The following is a 23,476-nucleotide window of genomic DNA, read 5'->3' on the forward strand; positions in this document are numbered from 1 at the left end:
CAGTCATTTTCATCGCCCGAAAAGACCATGTAAAATTAAGGGCTTAGTGAGCAAGAAGGCTATAAGTCATGATCACCACCGACGCTAATAACGCAGTCGCCTCTGTGGCCTGGCGAACCAATGAAGTCATCGCCATTTACCCTATCACTCCCAGTTCCAGCATGGCTGAACAGGCAGCTGCCTGGTCGAGCGACGGCGGGCTGAATATATGGGGAGATACGCCCCGCGTTGTGGAAATGCAATCCGAAGGTGGCGCGATCGCTACCGTCCACGGCGCATTGCAGACGGGTACACTCGCAACCACATTTACCTCATCGCAGGGTCTGCTGCTGATGATCCCCACGCTGTATAAGCTGGCCGGTGAGCTAACTCCGTTTGTCCTGCATGTTGCGGCCCGTACGGTTGCGACGCATGCGCTTTCCATTTTTTGCGATCATTCTGACGTCATGGCCGTGCGCCAGACGGGCTGCGCCATGCTGTGTGCCAGTAATGTCCAGGAAGCGCAGGACTTTGCGTTGATTTCACAAATCGCCAGTCTGAACAGCCGTCTGCCGTTTATCCACTTCTTTGACGGTTTCCGCACCTCGCACGAAATCAATAAGATTGAGCCACTGGGCGATGAGGTGATCCGCCAGCTTCTGCCACAGCAGGCCATTGATGCACACCGTGAGCGAGCACTTACACCGGAACGTCCGGTGATTCGTGGTACCGCTTCTAACCCAGATACCTTCTTCCAGGCGCGCGAAGCAACCAACCGCTGGTACGACGCGGGTTATGAGCACGTTGAGCAGGCGATGAACGATTTTGCCGCCGCGACAGGACGCCAGTATCAGCCGTTTGAATACTACGGGCACCCTGAGGCGACTAAAATCGTCGTCCTGATGGGCTCCGGCGTTGGCACCTGTGAAGAGGTGGTCGATACGCTATTGATGCGCGGTGAGAAAGTCGGCGTGGTGAAAATTCGCCTGTACCGTCCATTCTCTGCCAAACATCTGCTGGCCGTGATTCCGCAAACGGCGAAGAGCATCGCAGTGCTGGACCGCACTAAAGAGCCGGGAGCGCTGGCAGAACCGCTGTATCTCGATGTGATGACCGCGCTGGCCGAGGCGTTCTCCGCAGGTGAGCGTTCACTTATGCCGCGTGTGATTGGCGGGCGTTATGGGCTATCTTCCAAAGAATTTACCCCACAGTGCGTACAGGCGATCTTTAATGAGTTAGCACTTGCCAACCCACGGCCGCGCTTCACCGTGGGTATTTATGACGATGTCACCAATCTGTCTCTGCCTCTGCCGGAACAGCATTTTCCTGGTAATGCATCGCTCGAAGCCCTGTTCTACGGTCTGGGCAGTGACGGCACCGTTTCTGCAACCAAGAATGCGATAAAAATCGTCGGCGAAACGACGCCGATGTTTGTGCAGGGCTACTTTGTCTATGACTCGAAGAAAGCTGGTAGCCTGACCGTTTCCCATATGCGTGTAGGCCCACACCCGATCAACTCAGCCTACCTGATCGATCAGGCGGATTTCGTCGCCTGTCATCAGTGGCAGTTTATCGACAAATACAGCATGGTCGAACGGTTGAAGCCCGGCGGTGTTTTCCTGATCAACTCGCCGTATAGCAGCGACGATTTGTGGCACCGTTTACCACAGGAAGTGCAAGCAGAGCTGAATCAGCGCAACGCCCGTGTGTACTGCATCAACGCCGCCAAGATTGCCCGCGAATGCCATCTGGGGGCGCGCATCAACACCGTCATGCAGATGGCGTTCTTCCATCTGTCACAGATTCTGCCAGCCGATGTGGCAGTAGAAAAACTGCGTACCGCTATCGCCAAAAGCTACGGCAGTAAAGGTCAGGAACTGGTTGAGCGCAACTGGCAGGCGCTGAGCGCCACATTGGAGGCGCTGGCAGAAGTGCAATTGGAAGCCGTCAACCCAGACAGCCCGCAGCGCCCGCCAGTGGTTTCCGACGCCGCGCCCGATTTCGTCAAGACCGTCACGGCCGCTATGCTGGCGGGTCTGGGGGATACGCTCCCTGTATCAGCCCTGCCGCCCGATGGCACCTGGCCGACTGGCACGACCAAGTGGGAAAAACGCAATATCGCGGAAGAGATTCCGCTGTGGCAACCTCAGCTTTGTACGCAGTGTAATCACTGTGTCGCCGCCTGTCCGCACTCGGCTATCCGCGCCAAAGTCGTCCAGCCTGACGCGATGGAAAATGCGCCCGCTTCACTGCAATCTCTAGATGTGAAAGCACGCGACATGCGCGGCCAGAAATATGTGTTGCAGGTTGCTCCGGAAGACTGCACCGGCTGTAACCTGTGCGTGGAGGTCTGTCCGGCCAAAGACCGCCAGAATCCAGAAATCAAAGCCATCAATATGGAATCCCGTCTGGATAACCTGACGGCAGAAAAAGAGAACTTCGATTTCTTCTTGCAACTGCCGGAAATCGACAAATCCACGCTGGAACGTATTGATATCCGTACTTCTCAGCTAATTTCACCGCTGTTCGAGTACTCCGGCGCTTGTTCCGGCTGTGGCGAAACACCGTACATCAAGCTGCTCACTCAACTCTATGGCGATCGTCTGCTGGTCGCGAATGCGACGGGCTGTTCATCGATTTATGGCGGTAACCTGCCTACTACGCCGTGGACTACCGATGCCAACGGCCGCGGACCAGCCTGGGCTAACTCACTGTTCGAGGATAATGCCGAATTCGGTCTGGGCTTCCGCCTGAGCGTCGATCAGCACCGTCAGCGCGCCGTGCGCCTGCTCAACAAGCTGGCTCCGCAACTGCCGCCGGATCTGGTGAACGCATTGCAGGAAGAGTCCATCGCGCCCGATCTGCGCCGTCAGCAGATTGAACAACTGCGTGGGCTGCTGTCAGCCATCAATGACACCGACGCCAACGTGCTGGCGAGTGAAGCCGATCACTTTGTCGATAAATCTATCTGGCTCATCGGCGGCGATGGCTGGGCGTACGATATCGGCTATGGCGGTCTGGATCACGTCATGAGCTTGAGCGAAAACGTCAACGTACTGGTTCTGGACACTCAGTGTTACTCCAACACTGGTGGTCAACAGTCCAAGGCGACGCCTCTGGGCGCAGTGACCAAGTTTGGCGAGAAAGGCAAACGCAAAGCACGTAAGGATCTCGGCATCAACGTCATGATGTACGGCCACGTGTATGTCGCGCAAATCTCACTGGGCGCACAGCTGAACCAGACGGTCAAAGCGATTCAGGAAGCAGAAGCCTGGCCGGGCCCGTCGCTGATTATTGCGTACAGCCCGTGCGAAGAGCACGGCTACGATCTGGCATTCAGCCACGACCAGATGCGCCAATTGACGGCAACGGGCTTCTGGCCGCTCTACCGCTTCGACCCACGTCGTGCCGAAGAAGGGAAAGCCGCGCTGGTTACCGATTCTCGTCCGCCATCAAGCAGCCTGAGTGAAACGCTGCTGAAAGAGCAACGCTTCCGCCGCCTGAATAGCATGATGCCGGAAGAAACCGCGCAGCTCTATGAAGAAGCAGAACTGGATCTGCGTCGCCGCTTTGACTTCCTGACCATGATGGCCGGTAAGGCAGAGAAAAACCCGCAGGAATAACCCTTCCTCTTCCAAACCGGCTTCGGCCGGTTTTTTTATATCTGCTTTTTCCGGGCTCTTCCCTCCGTCTGTCGCGTTGCCACATTGCTATACAAATTCAGCAACAATTTCGTGCTCCACACCATCCCTATTCGTATGCAATACCGTATACGCGCCCAACGCTCATGGCACGGTTTGTCAGGCACGGTAAAGAGGGGCTGACAAGACGAAAGTTACCTTATACTTTATGAGATTATTCGCTCGTTACGGTATCAAACCGCTATCAAAGATGCAGAGGAAGAAACATGAAAGGAAAGTTCGCACCATCGCAAATTGCATTGCACTGGCTGGTTTTTCTGTTGCTCGTTGTGACCTATGCCACCATCGAACTACGCGGATTTGCTGAACGCGGTTCACTGCTGCGCACCGTGATGATCGTGACGCACTTTAGCTGTGGCGTCACCATACTGGTTCTTATGCTGGCACGTCTGTTCTTACGCCACCGGCATACCTCCCCCGCCATTACCCCACAGCCGCCACGTTGGCAAAGCGCGCTGGGATCCCTCACCCACGCCGTTATTTACCTGCTATTTATCACGCTGCCAATACTGGGCGTTGCCTCACGCTATTACAATGGCCGGGACTGGATGCTTTTTGGTATCAGTATGCCAACAGCCGCGACGCCGAATTTCGATCTTGCTGAAACACTGATTGGCTGGCATGAAACGCTGGCGCCATTAGGCTACTGGCTCATTGCCGCGCATACCGCCGCCGCTCTGTTCCACCACTATGTCATGAAAGACAACACGCTACTGCGCATGATGCCAGCCAAGCGCGATTAATCAGGCAACGAAGGAGCAAGCATGAAAGTCGCACTGGGGCAATTCGCCGTTGACCGCGAGTGGCAACAAAACGCCACAACCATCGCTGAGTACATGTCAGCAGCACAACAAAACGGGGCTGACCTGCTGGTGCTGCCCGAAGGCGTGCTGGCGCGTGATATCACCAATCCCAATATGGTGCTCACCGCTGCTCAGCCGCTTGATGGCCCGTTTATTTCGCATCTGCTGGAAGCCAGTAAAGGCAACAACCTGACGACCATGCTGTGCGTGCATATCCCGAATGGCGAAGGGAAAGTCTGGAATACGCTGCTGGCGTTGCGTAACGGTGAGATCGTTGCTCAATACCGAAAACTGCACCTGTACGATGCGTTTTCCGTACAGGAATCGGAAAACGTACTGGCAGGCGAAGAGATTCCACCGCTCTTGACCATCGCTGGGTTAAACGTCGGGCTGATGACCTGCTATGACATTCGCTTCCCTGAACTTGCTCGCCGTCTGGTGCTGGACGGCGCAGATGTACTCGTTCTCCCCTCTGCCTGGATTAAGGGGCCGCTGAAAGAGGCGCACTGGGAACTACTGGTGCGGGCCAGAGCTCTGGAAAACACCACTTATCTCGTCGCCGTTGGCGAATGCGGCGTCAAGAATATCGGCAACAGTATGGTGGTCGATCCTTTAGGCGTTGTTGTGGTTCAGGCACCGGAAACACCGGCTCTCATTTATGCCGACATTGAACCGGAACGACTGGCCTATGCTCGTCAGATTCTCCCGGTACTCGCGAATCGACGCTTTCAAAAACCCACATTAGACGGGGAAAATTGAGTGGTGTTTCACTCTACGCCGTTTTATTTCTCATTCGTGCGCCAAAAAGTGTGATTAGTTACACATGTTGTTTCCCTCGGAGGCCGTTCTGCACATATAATGCGCATCCGGTCGCATCGCGACCTTAGCAGACCAGCCTCCTGATTCGGGGGGTGCATTTACCACTCAAATAAAGAAACGAAAATGAGTATTCGCGCGATCTTTACTTTAGTTCTTGCTGCCGCCGCATTCAGCCAGGCCGCTTTTGCCGTTGTTTATCCTCTGCCTGCGGCGAACAGCCGACTGATAGGCGAGAATATCGAAATCACCGTACCGGAAGATAGCACGCAGCCGTTGGAACATTTTGCAGCACAGTTCCAAATGGGTCTGAGCAACATGATGGAAGCCAACCCGGATGCGGACGTTTATCTGCCTGTTCCCGGCAGCAAAATGGTGATTCCTCATCAGCTGATTCTGCCGGACGCACCGCGTGAAGGCATTGTCATCAACAGCGCAGAAATGCGTCTGTACTACTATCCGAAAGGCTCCAAGACCGTAGTCGTTTTGCCAATCGGGATTGGTGAGTTAGGTAAAGATACGCCGATCAACTGGACGACGTCCGTTCAACGTAAGAAAGCAGGTCCAACCTGGACGCCAACCGCGAAAATGCATGCAGAATATGCGGCACGCGGTGAAACACTGCAAAAAGTTTTCCCGGCAGGCCCGGATAACCCAATGGGGCTGTATGCGCTGTACATCGGTAACCTGTACGCGATCCACGGCACCAACGCCAACTTCGGTATTGGTCTGCGCGTGAGTCACGGCTGCGTTCGTCTGCGTGCCGATGATATTAAATATCTGTTCGACCACGTTCCAGTTGGTACACGAGTTCAGTTCATCAATGAGCCAGTAAAAGCCACCGTTGAGCCAGACGGTTCACGTTATGTTGAAGTTCACAATCCGCTGTCTCGCACGGTAGAAGAATTCCATTCTGATTCTCCGGCACCAATCAGCATGACGCCACAAGTGAGCAAAGTTCTGGCCGACGCCAGCGTGAACACTAGCGAAGTCGATCAGGCAATCCAGAGACGTTCTGGTATGCCGACCAAAATCAATGGTCTGATTGAACAAGCCACCCCGGCTATTCCGGTTGAATCTGCGGCGGCACCTGTCGCACCAGAAGCACAGCCGCAAGATAGCCTGAATGCGGAGCAAAATGCCGCACCGGTTGAATCACAGCCGACGACTACAGCGACCGACGCCAACCGTTCGTAATCGCTATAACGCGTTGGACCCGTTCAGGTGTCCAACGCGTTTCTTTATTCCCCTACCGTTTACTGCTTCTGAGAAGCATCCAGCGCCTGCGCCACATCAGCGATGATGTCGTCAATGTGCTCAATGCCGACCGAAATTCGGACCAAATCCTCACTCACGCCCGCTTTCGCCAGCTCTTCCGCATTTAACTGCCGGTGTGTGGTACTTGCCGGATGGCACGCAAGCGATTTGGCATCGCCGATATTGACCAGCCGTAAGATCATCTTCAGCGCATCAATAAAGTGACCGCCAGCCGCTTTCCCACCTTTAATGCCAAAACTGATAATCCCAGAGGCTTTGCCCGAGGTAATTTTGTCGCAGTTTGCTTTATAGGGACTATCCGGCAAGGCGCCATAGTTCACCCAGGTAACCAGCGGGTGTTGATTCAGGTAGCTAGCCAACGCTTCCGCATTGCTGCAATGGCGTTCGATACGCAGGCTGAGGGTTTCCAGCCCCTGCAACAGCAAGAACGTGCTGTGAGGAGAAAGCGCCGCGCCCGTATTGCGTAACGGCACAACCCGGCAGCGCCCGATATAGGCCGCCGGACCGAAAGCGTCGGTATACACTACGCCGTGATAAGAAGGATCGGGCTCGTTCAGTAACGGGAAACGCGCTTTATTCGCCACCCAGTCAAACTTGCCGGAATCGATAATCGCACCGCCAATCGTGGTGCCGTGACCACCGATATATTTGGTCAGTGAGTGGACGACGATATCTGCACCGTGTTCAAAAGGCCGGCACAGCACGGGGGTCGCCACGGTATTATCGACAATCACCGGGACGCCGTGGCGATGTGCAATTTCCGCGATTTTGGCAATGTCCACGATGTTTCCCGCCGGATTCCCGATAGATTCACAAAAAACAGCGCGGGTGCGTTCATCAATCAGCGACTCCAGCGTCGTAAAATCATCAAAAGAGGCCATTCGCACTTCAACGCCCTGACGCGGCAAGGTATGGGCAAACAGGTTATAGGTACCGCCATACAGTTGGCTGGTGCTGACGATATTGTCCCCAACCTGCGTGAGCGCCTGGAGCGAATAGGTAATCGCCGCCATACCGGATGACAGCACCAGTGCGCCAATGCCGCCTTCAATAGCAGCCAGACGTTGTTCAAGCACCGCGTTCGTCGGGTTCATGATACGGCTATAGATGTTGCCCGCCACTTTCAGATCAAACAGATCGGCACCGTGTTGCGTGTCGTCAAATGTGTAAGACGTCGTCTGGTAAATCGGCACGGCTGCGGACTTCGTTGTCGCTTCAGATTCATAACCATGATGTAGCGCGAGGGATTCAAGTTTCATCTTACGAGCCTTTTTGTCATTCGTTGGAGTGAGGAAAATATCGACACAAAATAGCAGACTGCGCTCGGGAAAAGCACTTGATGATGTAGAAGAAATGGAGATAAGTTAGTAAAAACAAGACTAAATTTCAGCGTTACATTATTACGCTGAAGCTCCCTCACAAAACCGTACGCGGCCTCAGCACTGAATCTGAAAAAGCGATAAAATTTGCGCAGAGAAAAAAACGTGCGCACCGTAACCTATCTGCGCGTCTCGTATTGCACCGCCTGTAAATCACAGCTACTTTTAACGTCATGGATCCCCCCACCCGAAAGCCCAATAAATGACTGATAAAATAAAAAATATCGCTACCTGCGAATTACCTGCCAGCGTCCAGTTCCCCCGCTACGATCGTAAGGCGCTGAAGCCGCGTATCGTTCATATTGGTTTTGGCGCTTTTCATCGTGCTCATCAGGCACTGCTCACCGATCGCGTGCTGAATATGGTGGGAGGAGACTGGGGAATTTGTGAAGTCGTGTTATTCAGCGACGACACCATGATTAATGCGCTGCGCCAGCAGGATCATCTGTTCACCGTGCTGGAAAAGGCTGCGACGAGCAATCAGCCCATTGTCGTTGGTGCCGTGTGTGAATCGTTACATGCCAAAATAGAAGGTATTAACGCTATTATTGAGAAACTCGCCGCGCCAGAAACTGCCATTGTTTCCCTGACGATTACCGAAAAGGGCTATTGCATGGACGGTACGAGCGGCAAGCTAGATCGAACCAATAAGCTGATTCAACAGGATCTCATCGATCCTCGTCGCCCCGTATCGGTGCCGGGCCTGCTGGCGGAAGCGCTGCGCTTGCGCCACGAACGTGGGATCGCACCGTTCACCGTCCTCTCCTGCGATAACGTGCCGGAAAATGGCAAAACGGCCAAAGCCGCCGTGTTGGAATCGGCCGGGATCAACGATCGAAACCTGATCGATTGGATCGAAGCTCAGGTTTCATTCCCAAATACGATGGTGGATCGCATTGTCCCAGCGGCAACGCCGGAAACGTTGCAGGAAATTGCCGATCACCTTGGCGTCGCCGATCCCTGTGCGATAGCCTGTGAACCCTTTATTCAATGGGTGATCGAAGATCATTTCACTGCCGGACGCCCCGAATGGGAAAAAGCTGGCGTACAGCTGGTACATGACGTACTGCCGTTTGAAGAAATGAAACTGCGTATGCTGAACGGCAGCCATTCATTCTTGGCCTATCTGGGCTATCTCGCTGGTTACGATCACGTCAGTGACTGTATGAACGACGAGAACTATCGCCGTGCCGTGTCTCATCTCATGCTGCTGGAACAGGCACCGACGCTCAGCGTGGTAGATATCGACCTGAAAGATTATGCCGTCCAGCTACTGACCCGTTTTTCCAACCCGGCGCTCAAGCATCGGACGTGGCAGATTGCCATGGACGGTTCACAGAAGCTGCCTCAGCGCATGCTGGAATCGCTACGGTGGCATGTGAGCAACGGCGGAGACTACCGCTGTCTGGCATTGGGAATCGCTGGCTGGATGCGTTATGTCAGCGGAAAAGATGATGCGGGCAACCCGATTGAAATCCGCGATCCGCTGGCTGACAAGCTCAGGCACGTCGTTGAGGAAACATCAGACAGCGCCGAGCGAGTCAGTGCGTTTCTCAATATTCGTTCTATTTTCGGCGAGGATCTGCCGACCAATCACGATGTCTTTAACGCTATCGCGCAGGCTTACCTGAAGCTGCGCGATCACGGCGCAAAGAACACCGTGGCTGCACTGGCACAAGACTTTAAATAACGATAAACCCAAGCAGACCAAGGTACAACGCACTTTGGACACCCAGCGCCAAAGTGCGGCTTTTCCCTTTTGTTTCATCCAGCCACGGCAGCGATGACCAGCTCATCCCCCCACCAATAACGGCAATCACCAACAGCGCCGCGGCGATCAGCCAGACGAGCTTATCCAGCAGCGAATTGGGAAACAAAATTTGCATTGCGGAAACGACAAGAAACAGGGTGGCGCAACGTAATACCCCAACCAGAATCCCCGCCCGATCTCTCAGCCCACGCGGAGCGGAAGAAGGTAACCAGGCCTGAAAAGCAAACAACCCAACCACGGCAATAAAGACGACATAAATAACGGCGTAGATCATCAAATGACTCACGTTACGGCTCCTGATAAGGGGATACGATCAAGTAAACTGGGCGGGATGATGACGATATTTCCTCTCTGAGGTCAATGCGTTATTTCATATCACGCTATCGATTTGTGGGGCAGCGCTCAATGTCGGCTCGCCGCCAATCTGCGCGCGTACCGCTCTGCTGTAAGAAATATACATATTTTGTAACTTAAGCACATAAAGGCAGGATCAAAAAATTATAAAAAGCAAATTAAAATATCTTATTTCATGATCTGTCTGACAGATCGTCATTAAAAGCGCGCGAAAGCGTGATCGTCAGTTTACTTTCTTTTCAATAGAGCAAATTATAAAGAAATGATAGTTCAATCGAACTGAAATATTGTTTCATATTTGTAATTAGGCTGATCATGAATAAACCAATCTCTTTTAAACATACGTTCTGCTACGGCAGCGCGAACCTGCTTGGCAGTGGCGCGCTTGCTATCAGCGGCGCATGGCTGATGTACTTTTACACCACATTTTGTGGATTAACATTAGTTCAGGCCGCTGCCATTTTCTCCGTTGCCAGCATCATCGATGCTATCAGTAACCCTATCATGGGGTACATCAGCGATAACTTCTACAACACCCGTATTGGTCGCCGGTTTGGCCGCCGCCGCTTCTTTATTTTGCTCGGTGTCCCGCTGGTTCTGGTTTACCCCATGCTGTGGGTTGATGGCTTTGGTTTTTGGTACTACCTGGCGACATACGTGCTGTTCGAGCTGATTTACACCTCGATTATGGTGCCGTATGAAACGCTGGCGACCGAAATGACTTCCGATTTCAAACTGCGTTCTAAACTGACGGGTTCTAAAGCCATTTTCGGCAAAATCGCCAACTTCCTGGCGGCATTTATTCCCGGGCAGTTTATTGCCGTCTACGGTAAAGACTCCTCGACGCCATTCTTCTACACCGGTCTGGTCTACGGTGCCATTATGTGTGCGGCAATGATCGCGCTGTATATGACGTCCTGGGAACGCCCGGTCAACGAAATCGTCCGTGAAAGCACTTCTAGTCTGTGGCAGGCGATGAAAAAGCTGAGCGTGGATATGGTTTCGACCTTCCGCCTGCGTATTTTCCGCAAGCATCTGGGAATGTACCTGTTTGGCTTTGGCGCTGAGTGGCTGTTCGCTTCCGCGTTTACCTACTTCATCGTTTTTGGTCTGAAACAGAACACGGCGCTGGTATCACACCTCAATAGCTTCAGTTCGGTCATGCAGCTGATTTCTACCGCGGCCTTCATCGGTATCTGCGTCAAAATGGGCTTTGCGCGACCGTTCCGTTTAGCGTTGATGATAGTGATTGTCAGCGTCATCGCCTATGCCGCGCTTTATTTTGCTAACTGGTCAGAAGACATGACCATCTTTGTTCTGTTTGCCATCACTGCCGTATTTGGCCTGAGTACAGGTGGCATCTACTACATTCCCTGGACGGTTTATACCTTCCTGGCTGACGTGGATGAAGTCCTGACCGGTCGTCGCCGTGAAGGTATCTACGCGGGTGCCATGACGTTTGCCGGCAAAATGGTGCGTTCTGTGATTGTCTTCGCCATGGGTTGGACGCTGAGCCAATTCGGCTTTGTCTCCGGGCAGTCGGCACAGCCGGAATCAGCCGTGCAGGCGATTGTTGGCGTGTTCTCACTGGGCGTTATCGGCCTTGCGCTGGTTGCCATTTACTACACAACGCAGATGAAGTTGGATCGTAAGAACCACGCCATCCTGTTGGAAGAAATTGCACGTATCAAAGCGGGTGGCACCATTGCCGATGTACCGCCTCACGCACGTGCTGTCGCAGAAGAACTGACAGGTTGGGAATATGAGAAATGCTGGGGCAATAACCCGTTAGGCGTTCAGTCTGAAGAGACAAAACCGCAGGTTGCTACTGCGCAGCATTAATCAATAGACTAGCGTCTATCGAAGGCAGGTATCAATTAAAACTGTCATCAGCTAAACCCAATCAGCCCAATCTCGTATTGGGCTGATTCATTTAGCGCTTCATATTTTGATTAACTGAGCGAGCAGGATATGGCAGAGGATTGCATCATCAATCCTCTGCCAAAATGCAGCATTAAATCAACGAGGCTTCTTTCAATTCACTTTTCAGGTAAGCGTAATATATCGGGGCCGCAATCACACCGGCCAACCCAAAGGCCGCTTCAAACACCAGCATCGCCAGCAGGATTTCCCACGCGTGCGCTTTGATTCTTGTCCCAACGATTTGTGCATTCAGGAAGTACTCAAGCTTATGAATCAGCATCAAATACACCAGCGCAACCAGTGCGATCGGCAGCGAAAGCGATAAACCCGACAGGAAAACAATTGAGTTGGAGATCAGGTTGCCGATGACCGGTAGCAAACCAAAAACAAACGTGAGCACCACCAGCGTTTTAGCAAACGGCAGATGAATACCGCACAGCGGCAAAGCGCCAAGAATAAAAATGGCAGACAGCACCGTATTAACCGCAGAGATTTTCACCTGAGCGAAAACAATGTTGCGGAACGATGCCGATAGCAAGGTAACCCGACGCAGCAACTCCGCTTTGAGCAAAGGCTTTTCCGTGTCCTGATCGACGTTATAAAGCGACACAATCGCCCCCAGCACCATACCGATTAGCATCGTCACAAACCCATGCAGGAAACTTTTCCCCATGTTCTGCAACATGACAATATGTGCCTGAACCCATTGCAGCAGTTCGCGCTGAAGCTCTTCAATACTGACAGGCAAATACCCCGGTAAATAGTGGGCGACCTGCTGCTGGATATCATTGAGGATGTATCCAATACGCACGTTGAATGCCGCCGTATCCTTCATTTCCTGCATCAACAGCCCGACCAGGCTACCAAACAGTAAGCTCAGCAGGCTGACCACCAATGTGCTGATCACCGCGACCACAATCCAGCGAGCGCGCTTACCGCTGATGACCCGTTGAAAATAGGGCGTCAGTAAATTCACAATTTCATACACCAAAAAACCGGCAATAAAGCAGGCCAGCAGGCGTAAAGGCAGCAAGATAAGCAGGCCACCCATAATAAAGAAAAAGCTCAACAGGCGAGCTTGTTTCAGGTTCAGTAACTGCATGATGACATCCCGTATGAAGAGGCAACGCCGAGAATACTCGTTGTGGAGTATGCTACGCCTTTTTCGGTATCAACAGATTGATATATATGCGCCAGATTTGCGTTTCGTCTGCGAGTGATAACCAACCAGATAACAAACAGAGAATATTTTTGGTGTTTTATCGGTGAAATACCAGCAGTGTTTTAACTCGGCTGGATATCCACCCACCAGGAAAAACGTCGGCTTACCTTCACCGGCAGCGTTCGCGCAACGGCATCGAGCAGGCGATCGGTTTCATGCAGCGGAAAAACGCCCGAAATCCGTAGCGTTGTAACAGCGGAATCAACATGAAAATAGCCACTGTGATAGCGGGAAACTTCATTAATGAACTGCCCTAGCGGCATGTTATCCGCAACCAGTTGCCCTTTACGCCAGCTCTGGCGGAAATTCTCAACGGGAGTCGGTTCACTGCTCTTGTCGCGGGTAAAGATAACCTGTTGCCCTGCCATCACCCGTCGTGCGGCAGGGACTGCCGTTTGTAGCAAAACCTCACCGCTAAAAACGGAAAGCACGCTATGGGCGGATGTATAGCGCAGTGCTAATTGGCAGGTATGCGCAGAAGCGGCGAGATCGCCATGGGGTGTAGTCAACCGGGCTGCATGTGCCGTTTGGTTGTCCAGCATCAATTCACCTTTGATCAATTGAAACGTCAGCGGCTGAGACAACGCAGGGTTGCCCTGCTGATTCAATGCCGAATCGGTATTGAGCCAGAGCGTCATCCCCGTTTCGATGCTGAGTTCACGCGTTTCTCCCATACCCGTACGGTAATCGGCAGCATATCTTTCCCACGGCAGACTAAAGCCCGCGCCTCCGGTAAGGCTGACGATTGCCAATAATTTCAGCATACGCCGGCGTTCCTCACCCCGCTTACTCAGCACCGAAGAGGCTAACTGGCTGTCTACCGCATGGAAGCGGGCATGAATCTGTTCAACCTGCTGCCAGGCAAGCTGATGGGTGTCATCCTGACGTAACCAGCGCTGCCATGCCTGACGATCGTGCTCGGAGCAGTCTTCGTCATACAGCGTGGCATACCACTCAGCGGCAGCATAAAGAACATCTTTGGGAATAGAAGACGTAATAGAGGAAATCATAAGTCCTGACACAATAGACAATTCAGCATCGCCTGTGCCATATATTTTTTTACCATCCGCTCGGAAACGGCTAATTGTTCAGCGACCTGTCGATAGGTCAAACCGTCAAGATGCACCAACAAGAATGCCTGACGCACTTTGCCGGGCAGCGTCGCCAGCATCTGATCGATGGCCAACAGCGCATCAACCACCATCGCCTGCTGCTCCAGCGAGGGAGCAAAATGAAATTCCTGCTCTGCCAGCACCTGAAGGTAAGCATTCTCGATATCTTTACGCCGCCAGTGATTCACCATCAGCCCATGCGCCACGGTCGTCAACCAGGCGCGCGGTTCACGGATACGATCGCCCTGAGGCTGGCAGATCAAACGTAGGAACGTATCCTGCGCCAGATCCGCAGCCTGCTGTGAACACCCCAAACGCCGACGCAACCACGCCTGTAACCAGGCATGATGGTCATGATAAATCTGCTGAACGTTTAAGGTTTCAGGCTGATTGGGGCAGACAGCGGCGGGACTCTTCACGGTATTCGCTCAATGTGACAGCAATGAAATGATTTTCATTATCATTAAAAGCAAAGTCAACGACTATTCACGTCTATGGAGCGGATTACGGTAAAAAAGGGGGGATTGCATCGCGAGTGGTGGAAAAAAGAAAGAAGCCCGAAGGCTTCTTTTAGTGATGTTTGATACGGGAGATTACCAACGATAGCTGACGTTCGCGCTAACGTTGCGGCCTTCACCGTAGTAGCACCAGTAGTTACACGCGCTGACATACTCACGGTTTGTCAGATTGGTTGCGTTGACCTGCAAGCGCCAGTCTTTGCTGAAATCATAGGCGATCATCGCATCCCACAGCGTATAAGCAGGAACCTTCATGTCCGCCGTATTGGCGATATCACCGTAAGAACTGCCCACATAGCGTACGCCGCTGCCGATGCTTAACCCTTCCAGCTTGCCGTTAAAGGCATAGGTCGCCCAGCCAGACATAATGTGTTCAGGCAAGCCCGGCAGGCGTTTGCCCACTTCACCGACGGTACCTGATTTGGTCGTCTCCACTTCGTTGTATGTATAGTTTGCCGTCAGCGTCAGACCCGTATAAACCTCACCGCTCAATTCCAGCTCAAGGCCGCGTGAACGCGCTTCCCCCGCCTGAATAGTCATACTTGGGTTACTAGGATCCGTCGTTTTAACGTTTTTTTGTTCCAGATTAAACAGGGCAGCGGAGGCATAGCCGTTAAAGCCTTCCGGCGTGTATTTCACGCCAATTTCCGTCTGCTGGCCTTCTTCCGGTACATAAGGGCGTTCGTAACTATCGCGGCCTGACACAGGAAGGAACGATTCCGAATAACTGATGTAAGGGGAAATACCGTTATCAAACAGGTACATTACCCCGGCAGTCTTGGTGAACTTGGTATCATCAGTGCGGGTATCAGCGCCTGATGAAAAATTACGGTCACGAGATTTCGCCACGTCGTAACGTCCACCCAGCAAGAAAATCAGACGATCATCGTACTTGATCTGGTTCTGGACGTAATAACCGGTCTGATGGCGACCAGAGCGGTGATCAAAGAGCTGACTATCCGGTGACGTATAGTTACCGTAAACCGGGTTAAAAATATCGATAGGGGCACCAAAGGAGTACAGGTTCGCATCGCGGCTTTGCGTATTGGCACGACGATAGTCGAACCCGAGCAGCAGCGTATTCTCAATATTCTCCCACTGCCATTCGCCAACCAGGCGGTTATCGGTAGCCCAGTTTTGCGCAAAACCGTCGCGGTAGGTCAACCCACGATTGGCTAACCGATCGCTGACAACATTCGTTACCGGATCGGTATACATCCCCAGCACATAAGCGCCGCGCAGATCCATATTCAGATAGGAATAATTCAGGTTCTGGTGGAACGTCCAGGTGTCATTCAGATGATGCGTGAATTCATAGCCCAGATTGAACTGACGGGTATCGTGATTGTTAATCCCCGGTTCACCCAGTGAGGTTTTATAGCCAACTTTACCAAACGGCGTGTTATGCAGCGTACCGTACGGCAGTTTAAAGCCATTGGTCATGTCGGATTTCGTATCCATGTAGCTGGCTAACACGGTCAGTTCCGTATTTTCCCCAAGGAGCGTGACGCTAGGTGCTAAATAGAAACGCTTACTCTTAGAGAAATCCACCTCACCCGAGGTATCGCGCGCCAGCGCAACAACCCGGTATAGCACTGAGCCGTCATCGTTTAACGGACCTGCACTGTCAACAGCCAAGTGGCGATAGTCGTTAGAGCCGTATTCCAGCTCCACTTTCCCCTGCGGCAAACGCGTAGGACGTTTGGTGATGACGTTAACCAGACCACCCGGCGGGTTTTGCCCGTACAGCACCGAGGCTGGGCCTTTCAGGACTTCGATACGTTCAACGCCGAACGGTTCAATCTGCTGGCCATAGAACCCATCTTCATTCAGCGTCGCTAGGCCATTCTGGAATCGGGATTGATCGCTAAACCCACGAATGGTCACCCATTCGGCTTTATTATCCGGCCCGTATGGCGTAGCCAGAATCCCGCTGCTATAGCGCAGCGCCTGATCGATCTTTTGTGCTCCACGCTCTTCGATCTGCTTCTCTGTGACAACGGCAACCGCACGTGGCGTCTCTGAAATCGGCACATCCAGCTTCATCGCGGTATTCGGTGGAGCGGTGACAACGATCCGATCGTTTTTAGTCGTAGCAGGCGCGGTAACGGGGACTGGCGCAGTCGCCGTACGCTGCACTAGCGTCACACTGCCATCGGCGCTGTACTGTGCACTGAGGCCACTGCTGCTGAGAATCTGCTGGAAGCCCTGTTCGACGCTGTAATTCCCCTGCAACCCAGCACCGCGTTTACCCGCGACCAATGCCGGATCGTAAGAAAGTAATACACCCGCCTGTTGGGCAAATTGATTGAGCACCTGATTGAGCGGACCGGACGACACCGCATATTGTTGGACAGGTGCCGCAGACGCGCATAGACCGCCGCCATCGGCAGCACTGAGGCAAACGATGCCCCAAGTACCCCAGCACGTAAAGCACGCGCCAACAGGTGGGTACGGAATTTAACCATTATTTATCCCCTATCGCATGAGAAACGCTGTTTTCAGAATCTATGCCAATCGAGGGAGCAAAAAGGGGAACTGAAAATCGAAAAATAATTGAAATAATACGTTCTGAATCAGAATTATTACGAAAGACGCATTGTCGATATTGGTAAACCGATACCGTTGCTAATAAAAAAACTGGCGTCCGTTTTATCAAAAAGTGCTATATGCCAATGAAGGCTATATCAGCCTAACGTTATCTATAATTAGACGAGAGTCTACTTACTCATTTGTCACTCTTTAAGATTCAAGATGCTAAAAATAAAGAAATTTTTAAGAGCTTCTTACCAAGGTTTAATAAATCATCATGTTTAAAGGAATAATTCATGAGGAGGCGTAAAGAAAAGAGAATAGACGAGAAGAAGGTCAGGATAGTATCGAAACGTTTCGCTGTTTATTTTAAAGAGGCATATTATATACAATAAAATATATAACCCTCTATTTTTATTAACTTTTAACTTTATCACCGTTAATAAAGAACGTTTTTCATTCTTCATTCACGAACAATCGGCGCGACTTTATCACCCTGCTGGCCGCAAGTGGTTACCAGATAATAACCTACGCAATCGGTTGCTGTTGAAAAAGCGATGATAAATTAGCAATAACAATGTTATTAATAGCAACAGTTTTTCTTTTGCCGTTATTTTCCACTGGAAAATACACGCTTCTAGTCTTCCGGCCAGATAATCTACGATGATGCAAGCTTATGACGCCAGATTTGCCGAAGGCTCAACCGTATCCTGGTTCAGGATCAGCAAAGAAAGCACCCGGTTTTCAACGTTCAGCTTAGAGAAAGACAGCGTACTTAGTTGCTTTTTAGCAAAGCCATCAGACAACAAATCCGAGACCACCCGCGTACTTAACACGTTGGAATTCGTTATAAAGTCGTGATAGGCAAACTTCACGTTGATAGGTAGCACATCATCAATTGAGACGGGCGTATTCATTTCAGCACGCAATCCAAAATGGGCGTTGAAGGCAGAATTCGCGCAAACGACCTTACACTTTTCGTCAATCACCGCCACAGCACGCCGATCGTTCTGAACTGGTTGAGAAAGCATGCCTAAAATTTCATTCCGGCCAAATATCAGACTCATTGTTTCCTCTGCATCATGCTATGTAAAAAGATATCTCACAGCGCGCCATGACCTCACGGCACACCATTGATAAGCAATCAACCTACCGGAATTTAAAAGGTTTCCGGACTAATAGTGTTCTTCCCCACCCCAGAAAATCACCTAATGAAAATAGTGAATTTCGCTAACCGGAACCGTTTATACGTTCTCAGGCTACCGGGGCTCAAACACCTGCCGCCTTACTCGGCGTCAGTGATGTTGGGTATATCTATGTTATTTATTTTTGGAAACCGGATATTTCTGAATAAGACACACAAAACAACACTTCATTTTTCTTTTTGTCAGCAGCTAGCACACGGCATCTTTACTCTTTTTAAGAAGGTCCACATCTGTGCTGTGGAACCCACTTAGAGTGTAGATTATTCACACTTATCTGCCCGTTGATAATCAGATAAATCTATTTCATTAATAGCCTACATATAATTAACAACCGAAACAAAATCATAACAAATGAAACACGGGCGAACGCGCTAAATAGCTGGTCCACGTAGAAATATACTCTGAACGGGGTTTTTACTATCGGCTGAATAAACGGGATCTTTATGCCTTTTGATCGTAAAGGGCGATCAAAAACTTGATAACAATAGATATAATCTATTGAAAACAATGAATTGATCGTTAATGACATTATAACAGCACAGATAATTCTGCTGACGATCATATTGTGACATACATCACTTATCGCGTTTTGGCTACCACGAAAAAACTGCCTGTTTTCTGAACCAAAAGACTATCTTTTAAGTAACGCCTCACTGCTTTTCCTGCATTGCGTGATCAATCGCGCAAAAAAGAAACAAAGATAACTGGTTAACTACAATTAACCATTATTTGACATAGCATTAACATGTTTAAGGAGAAGCGCTATGACACAACATAATAAACATGCCATTCCCACCGCAATTGCGGAAAATGCACTGATAAATGCCCAGCAATACGAAAATATGTATCGGCTGTCCGTTGACGATCCCGCCGCTTTTTGGGGTGAGCAGGGAAAGATCGTCGATTGGATCAAACCCTATAAAACGATCAAGAACACCTCATTCGACCCTGGTCATATCAGTATTCGTTGGTTTGAAGACGGCACGCTAAACGTGGCGGCAAACTGTCTGGATCGCCATCTGGCCGAACGTGGTGATCAAACGGCCATCATCTGGGAAGGTGATGACGCGACAGAAAGCAAGAAAGTCACCTATCGCGAACTGCATCAGTCCGTGTGCCGTTTCGCCAATGTGTTGAAGTCACAGGGCGTCAAGAAAGGCGATGTTGTTGCCATTTATATGCCGATGGTGCCGGAAGCCGCCGTAGCCATGCTGGCCTGCGCCAGAATTGGGGCGATTCACTCGGTGATCTTCGGCGGGTTCTCCCCTGAAGCCATTTCTGGGCGCATTATCGATTCCAGTGCCAAGCTGGTTATTACCGCCGATGAAGGCGTACGCGCCGGGCGGGTTATTCCACTGAAGAAGAATATTGATGAAGCGTTAAAGAACCCGAACGTCACCACCATTTCCAGCGTTATCGTTTTCCGTCGTACAGGTAAGATCGGTGAGTGGAAAGAGGGGCGCGATCTGTGGTGGCACGATCTGGTTGAAAAAGCAGACGATCATTGCCCGCCAGAAGAGATGAATGCGGAAGATCCGCTATTTATCCTTTATACATCAGGCTCGACCGGTAAACCCAAGGGCGTGTTGCACACCACGGGCGGCTATCTGGTTTATGCTGCACTGACTTTCAAATACGTCTTCGATTATCATCCCGGCGATATTTACTGGTGTACGGCAGATGTCGGCTGGGTCACAGGGCACAGCTACCTACTGTACGGCCCACTGGCATGCGGCGCGATTACGCTGATGTTCGAAGGTGTGCCAACCTGGCCAGACGCCAGACGCATGGCGCAAGTGGTCGATAAACATCAGGTCAATATTCTCTACACCGCTCCCACCGCGATCCGCGCGCTGATGGCTGAAGGTGATAAAGCGATCGAAGGCACATCGCGTGAATCACTCAGGATCATGGGTTCCGTCGGTGAACCGATCAACCCGGAAGCCTGGGAATGGTACTTTAACAAAATCGGCAACGGTAAATGTCCTATCGTCGACACCTGGTGGCAAACGGAAACGGGCGGTTTCATGATCACCCCACTGCCCGGCGCGATTGAAGCAAAAGCCGGCTCCGCGACACGTCCGTTCTTCGGTGTACAGCCTGCGCTCGTCGACAACCTCGGTAACCCGCAGGAAGGCACTGCGGAAGGCAATCTGGTCATCGTGGATTCCTGGCCGGGTCAGGCACGCACCCTGTTTGGCGATCACGATCGTTTCGAGCAAACCTACTTTTCTACCTTCAAAGGCATGTACTTCAGCGGTGACGGCGCGCGCCGTGACGAAGATGGCTATTACTGGATCACGGGCCGCGTTGACGACGTGCTGAACGTTTCCGGCCATCGTCTGGGGACGGCAGAAATCGAGTCAGCACTCGTTGCCCATCCCAAAATTGCCGAAGCAGCAGTGGTTGGCATCCCACACCATATGAAAGGACAGGCTATTTACGCCTACATCACGCTGAACCACGGCGAAGAGCCGTCTAGCGAGCTGTATACGGAAGTTCGCAACTGGGTACGTAAAGAAATCGGCCCGATTGCGACTCCAGATATCCTGCACTGGACTGACTCTTTACCGAAAACGCGATCCGGCAAAATCATGCGTCGTATTTTGCGTAAAATCGCCGCCGGTGATACCAGCAATCTGGGGGATACCTCAACGCTGGCCGATCCTGGCGTCGTCGAAAAACTGCTCGAAGAAAAGCAGGCCATGAGTACCGCCTCTCAATAACCCTCTGATCCACCGCTCTCTCCATTCCCGTAAGCCATAACGTGGCTTGCGGGGATGTGGCTGGCGATAAATCAGGTGGTGACGTCGCGGTAATACTCAACCCTACAGATTACTGGAGACTTACGATGAATGATGCCATTTATCAACGGATTGAAAGTAACCCCTTATTCAGAGAACTGGTCAACAAACGGCAGCGTTTCGCTGTTTTTCTCTCACTGATCATGCTGGTGCTTTATGTGGGTTTTATCCTGCTCATCGCCTTTGCACCTGGCTGGCTGGGAACGCCTATCAGCCCGGGTTCCAGCATTACCCGTGGTATTCCGATTGGTGTGGGATTGATTGCGATCTCCTTCATTCTGACAGGCATTTATGTCTACCGCGCTAACGGTGAATTTGATCGTCTGACCAAACAGTTACTGGATGAGGTAAAGCAATGAAAATACGCTTTATGATGCTGTTCGGGCTTTTGACGCTGCCGGTGCTTGCGTGGGCGGCAGATGCCCTCACGGGGGATGTTCAACGCCAGCCGTTGAATATTCAAGCCATCGTGATGTTTCTGTTGTTCGTCGGCGGTACGCTATATATCACCTATTGGGCGTCGAAGAAAACCCGTTCACGAAGCGATTATTATACGGCTGGCGGCAACATTACCGGTTTCCAGAACGGGCTGGCGATTGCGGGTGACTACATGTCCGCCGCGTCCTTCCTCGGGATTTCTGCGCTGGTCTATACCTCCGGCTACGACGGCCTGATCTACTCACTCGGCTTTTTGGTCGGCTGGCCAATTATTCTGTTTCTGATCGCTGAGCGGCTGCGCAACCTCGGACGTTATACCTTTGCTGACGTCGCCTCCTACCGTTTGCAACAGCGCCCGATCCGTAGCCTTTCCGCCTGCGGTTCACTGGTGGTTGTAGCCCTGTACCTCATTGCACAAATGGTGGGCGCGGGGAAACTTATCGAACTGCTGTTCGGCCTCAACTACCATGTGGCTGTGATACTGGTCGGTATTCTGATGGTGATGTACGTCATGTTTGGCGGCATGCTCGCCACCACATGGGTACAGATTATTAAAGCCGTCCTGCTGCTATTCGGCGCCACCTTCATGGCCGTCATGGTCATGAAATCCGTCGGCTTCAGCTTTGACGCGCTGTTCAAGCAGGCAATGGCGGTTCACCCAAAAGGCGCTTCGATCATGAGCCCGGGCGGACTGGTTTCTGACCCCATCTCCGCGCTGTCCCTCGGGTTAGGCCTGATGTTCGGTACCGCCGGTCTGCCGCACATTCTGATGCGCTTCTTCACCGTCAGCGATGCCAAAGAAGCACGAAAGAGCGTGTTCTACGCCACCGGGTTCATGGGTTATTTCTACTTCCTGACCTTCATCATCGGCTTCGGCGCCATCCTGTTGGTCAGCGCTAATCCGGCGTTTAAGGACGCGACAGGCGCACTCATCGGTGGCAATAACATGGCGGCGGTGCATCTGGCTGATGCGGTCGGCGGCGACTTCTTCCTCGGCTTTATCTCCGCTGTAGCCTTTGCCACCATTTTGGCGGTCGTCGCCGGTCTGACGCTGGCAGGTGCTTCTGCCGTGTCCCACGATCTCTACTCTAACGTGATCAAAAAAGGGAAAGCGACAGAGCGTGATGAGCTGAAAGTCTCGAAAATCACCGTGCTGGTGCTGGGTGTCGTGGCGATTTCGCTCGGTATCCTGTTTGAGAACCAGAATATCGCCTTCATGGTCGGTCTGGCCTTCTCCATCGCTGCCAGCTGTAACTTCCCGATCATTATCATCTCGATGTACTGGTCAAAGCTGACGACACGCGGCGCCATGATTGGCGGCTGGGCTGGGCTGCTTACGGCTGTTATTTTGATGATATTGGGGCCGACTATCTGGGTGAAAATCCTCGGTCACGCCACCCCCATTTACCCTTACGATTATCCAGCGCTCTTCTCCATGCTGGTCGCGTTTATCGGTATCTGGTTCTTCTCCATCACCGATCGCTCCGAAGCGGGACAGCAGGAACGTGCACGTTTCCATGCGCAGTTTGTCCGTTCACAAACCGGCGTCGGCGCTTCAAAAGGCAGTTCCCACTAATCTCGCTCTTATTGGCCCGCTTTCGCGGGCCAATTCTTCTCTGACTCCAACACTCCGCGTTATTA

Annotated in this window: 16 protein-coding genes; 9 read left to right on the plus strand and 7 right to left on the minus strand. The window is 51.8% G+C overall.

Going from position 1 to position 23,476, the window contains the following annotated elements; translation table 11 throughout:
- Positions 1-68 precede the first annotated feature (68 nt).
- From nifJ to I2D83_RS18200, 4 genes are all read left to right on the plus strand, one after another.
- Entirely contained in the window at positions 69-3,602 is a 3,534-nt protein-coding gene (gene nifJ / locus I2D83_RS18185; protein ID WP_205947054.1) for a pyruvate:ferredoxin (flavodoxin) oxidoreductase, read from the plus strand.
- Between the two features lie 284 nt (positions 3,603-3,886).
- Positions 3,887-4,423: a cytochrome b561 gene (gene cybB, locus I2D83_RS18190; protein WP_180777529.1), complete on the plus strand. Its 537-nt coding sequence runs from the start codon at positions 3,887-3,889 to the stop codon at positions 4,421-4,423.
- Between the two features lie 21 nt (positions 4,424-4,444).
- The gene (locus tag I2D83_RS18195; RefSeq protein WP_181829622.1) at positions 4,445-5,242 is read left to right on the plus strand and encodes a deaminated glutathione amidase; all 798 of its coding nucleotides are present in this window, start codon (positions 4,445-4,447) and stop codon (positions 5,240-5,242) included.
- A gap of 183 nt (positions 5,243-5,425) precedes the next feature.
- Positions 5,426-6,496, plus strand: coding sequence for a L,D-transpeptidase family protein (locus tag I2D83_RS18200; RefSeq protein ID WP_181847001.1), 1,071 nt, complete (start codon positions 5,426-5,428; stop codon positions 6,494-6,496).
- A 59-nt stretch (positions 6,497-6,555) separates the two neighbouring features.
- On the opposite strand, the gene I2D83_RS18205 is transcribed toward I2D83_RS18200, so the two are convergent.
- Positions 6,556-7,836, minus strand: a complete 1,281-nt coding sequence (locus I2D83_RS18205) for an O-acetylhomoserine aminocarboxypropyltransferase/cysteine synthase family protein (RefSeq protein WP_012773394.1) — start codon at positions 7,834-7,836, stop codon at positions 6,556-6,558.
- A gap of 322 nt (positions 7,837-8,158) precedes the next feature.
- Between I2D83_RS18205 and I2D83_RS18210 the strand changes: the two genes are divergently transcribed.
- Positions 8,159-9,646 carry a mannitol dehydrogenase family protein gene (locus tag I2D83_RS18210; RefSeq protein WP_181847002.1) on the plus strand — a complete coding sequence of 496 codons (1,488 nt, stop codon included), beginning with the start codon at positions 8,159-8,161 and terminating at the stop codon, positions 9,644-9,646.
- Here I2D83_RS18210 and I2D83_RS18215 read toward each other — a convergent pair.
- Entirely contained in the window at positions 9,639-10,013 is a 375-nt protein-coding gene (locus tag I2D83_RS18215; RefSeq protein ID WP_181847003.1) for a hypothetical protein, read from the minus strand. The two genes, I2D83_RS18210 and I2D83_RS18215, sit on opposite strands and share 8 nt — an antisense overlap.
- Positions 10,014-10,396: 383 nt before the next feature.
- Between I2D83_RS18215 and I2D83_RS18220 the strand changes: the two genes are divergently transcribed.
- Positions 10,397-11,923 (plus strand): MFS transporter, encoded by a 1,527-nt coding sequence (locus I2D83_RS18220; protein ID WP_205947055.1) that lies wholly within the window; start codon positions 10,397-10,399, stop codon positions 11,921-11,923.
- A gap of 172 nt (positions 11,924-12,095) precedes the next feature.
- Here I2D83_RS18220 and I2D83_RS18225 read toward each other — a convergent pair whose 3' ends face one another.
- The 5 genes from I2D83_RS18225 to I2D83_RS18245 form a co-directional block, all read right to left on the minus strand.
- Positions 12,096-13,106 carry an AI-2E family transporter gene (locus I2D83_RS18225; RefSeq protein ID WP_180777525.1) on the minus strand — a complete coding sequence of 337 codons (1,011 nt, stop codon included), beginning with the start codon at positions 13,104-13,106 and terminating at the stop codon, positions 12,096-12,098.
- 182 nt (positions 13,107-13,288) lie between these two features.
- Complete coding sequence (locus I2D83_RS18230) at positions 13,289-14,236, minus strand: FecR domain-containing protein (protein WP_205947056.1); 948 nt, start codon at positions 14,234-14,236, stop codon at positions 13,289-13,291.
- Entirely contained in the window at positions 14,233-14,757 is a 525-nt protein-coding gene (locus tag I2D83_RS18235; protein WP_012773388.1) for a sigma-70 family RNA polymerase sigma factor, read from the minus strand. Before I2D83_RS18235 ends, I2D83_RS18230 begins: the two co-directional genes overlap by 4 nt.
- 174 nt (positions 14,758-14,931) lie before the next feature.
- Positions 14,932-17,196 carry a TonB-dependent siderophore receptor gene (locus I2D83_RS18240; protein ID WP_241007240.1) on the minus strand — a complete coding sequence of 755 codons (2,265 nt, stop codon included), beginning with the start codon at positions 17,194-17,196 and terminating at the stop codon, positions 14,932-14,934.
- A gap of 866 nt (positions 17,197-18,062) precedes the next feature.
- A complete protein-coding gene (locus I2D83_RS18245; protein WP_012773386.1) occupies positions 18,063-18,455 on the minus strand; it encodes a hypothetical protein in 393 nt (130 codons plus the stop codon).
- Positions 18,456-19,357: 902 nt separating this feature from the next.
- Between I2D83_RS18245 and acs the strand changes: the two genes are divergently transcribed.
- From acs to actP, 3 genes are all read left to right on the plus strand, one after another.
- Positions 19,358-21,319 carry an acetate--CoA ligase gene (gene acs / locus I2D83_RS18250; RefSeq protein ID WP_012773385.1) on the plus strand — a complete coding sequence of 654 codons (1,962 nt, stop codon included), beginning with the start codon at positions 19,358-19,360 and terminating at the stop codon, positions 21,317-21,319.
- 125 nt (positions 21,320-21,444) lie between these two features.
- Complete coding sequence (locus tag I2D83_RS18255; RefSeq protein WP_012773384.1) at positions 21,445-21,756, plus strand: DUF485 domain-containing protein; 312 nt, start codon at positions 21,445-21,447, stop codon at positions 21,754-21,756.
- A complete protein-coding gene (gene actP, locus I2D83_RS18260; protein ID WP_180777521.1) occupies positions 21,753-23,411 on the plus strand; it encodes a cation/acetate symporter ActP in 1,659 nt (552 codons plus the stop codon). Before I2D83_RS18255 ends, actP begins: the two co-directional genes overlap by 4 nt.
- The last annotated feature ends 65 nt before the right edge of the window (positions 23,412-23,476 follow it).

It is taken from the genome of Pectobacterium aroidearum (assembly GCF_015689195.1).
GTDB lineage: Bacteria > Pseudomonadota > Gammaproteobacteria > Enterobacterales > Enterobacteriaceae > Pectobacterium > Pectobacterium aroidearum.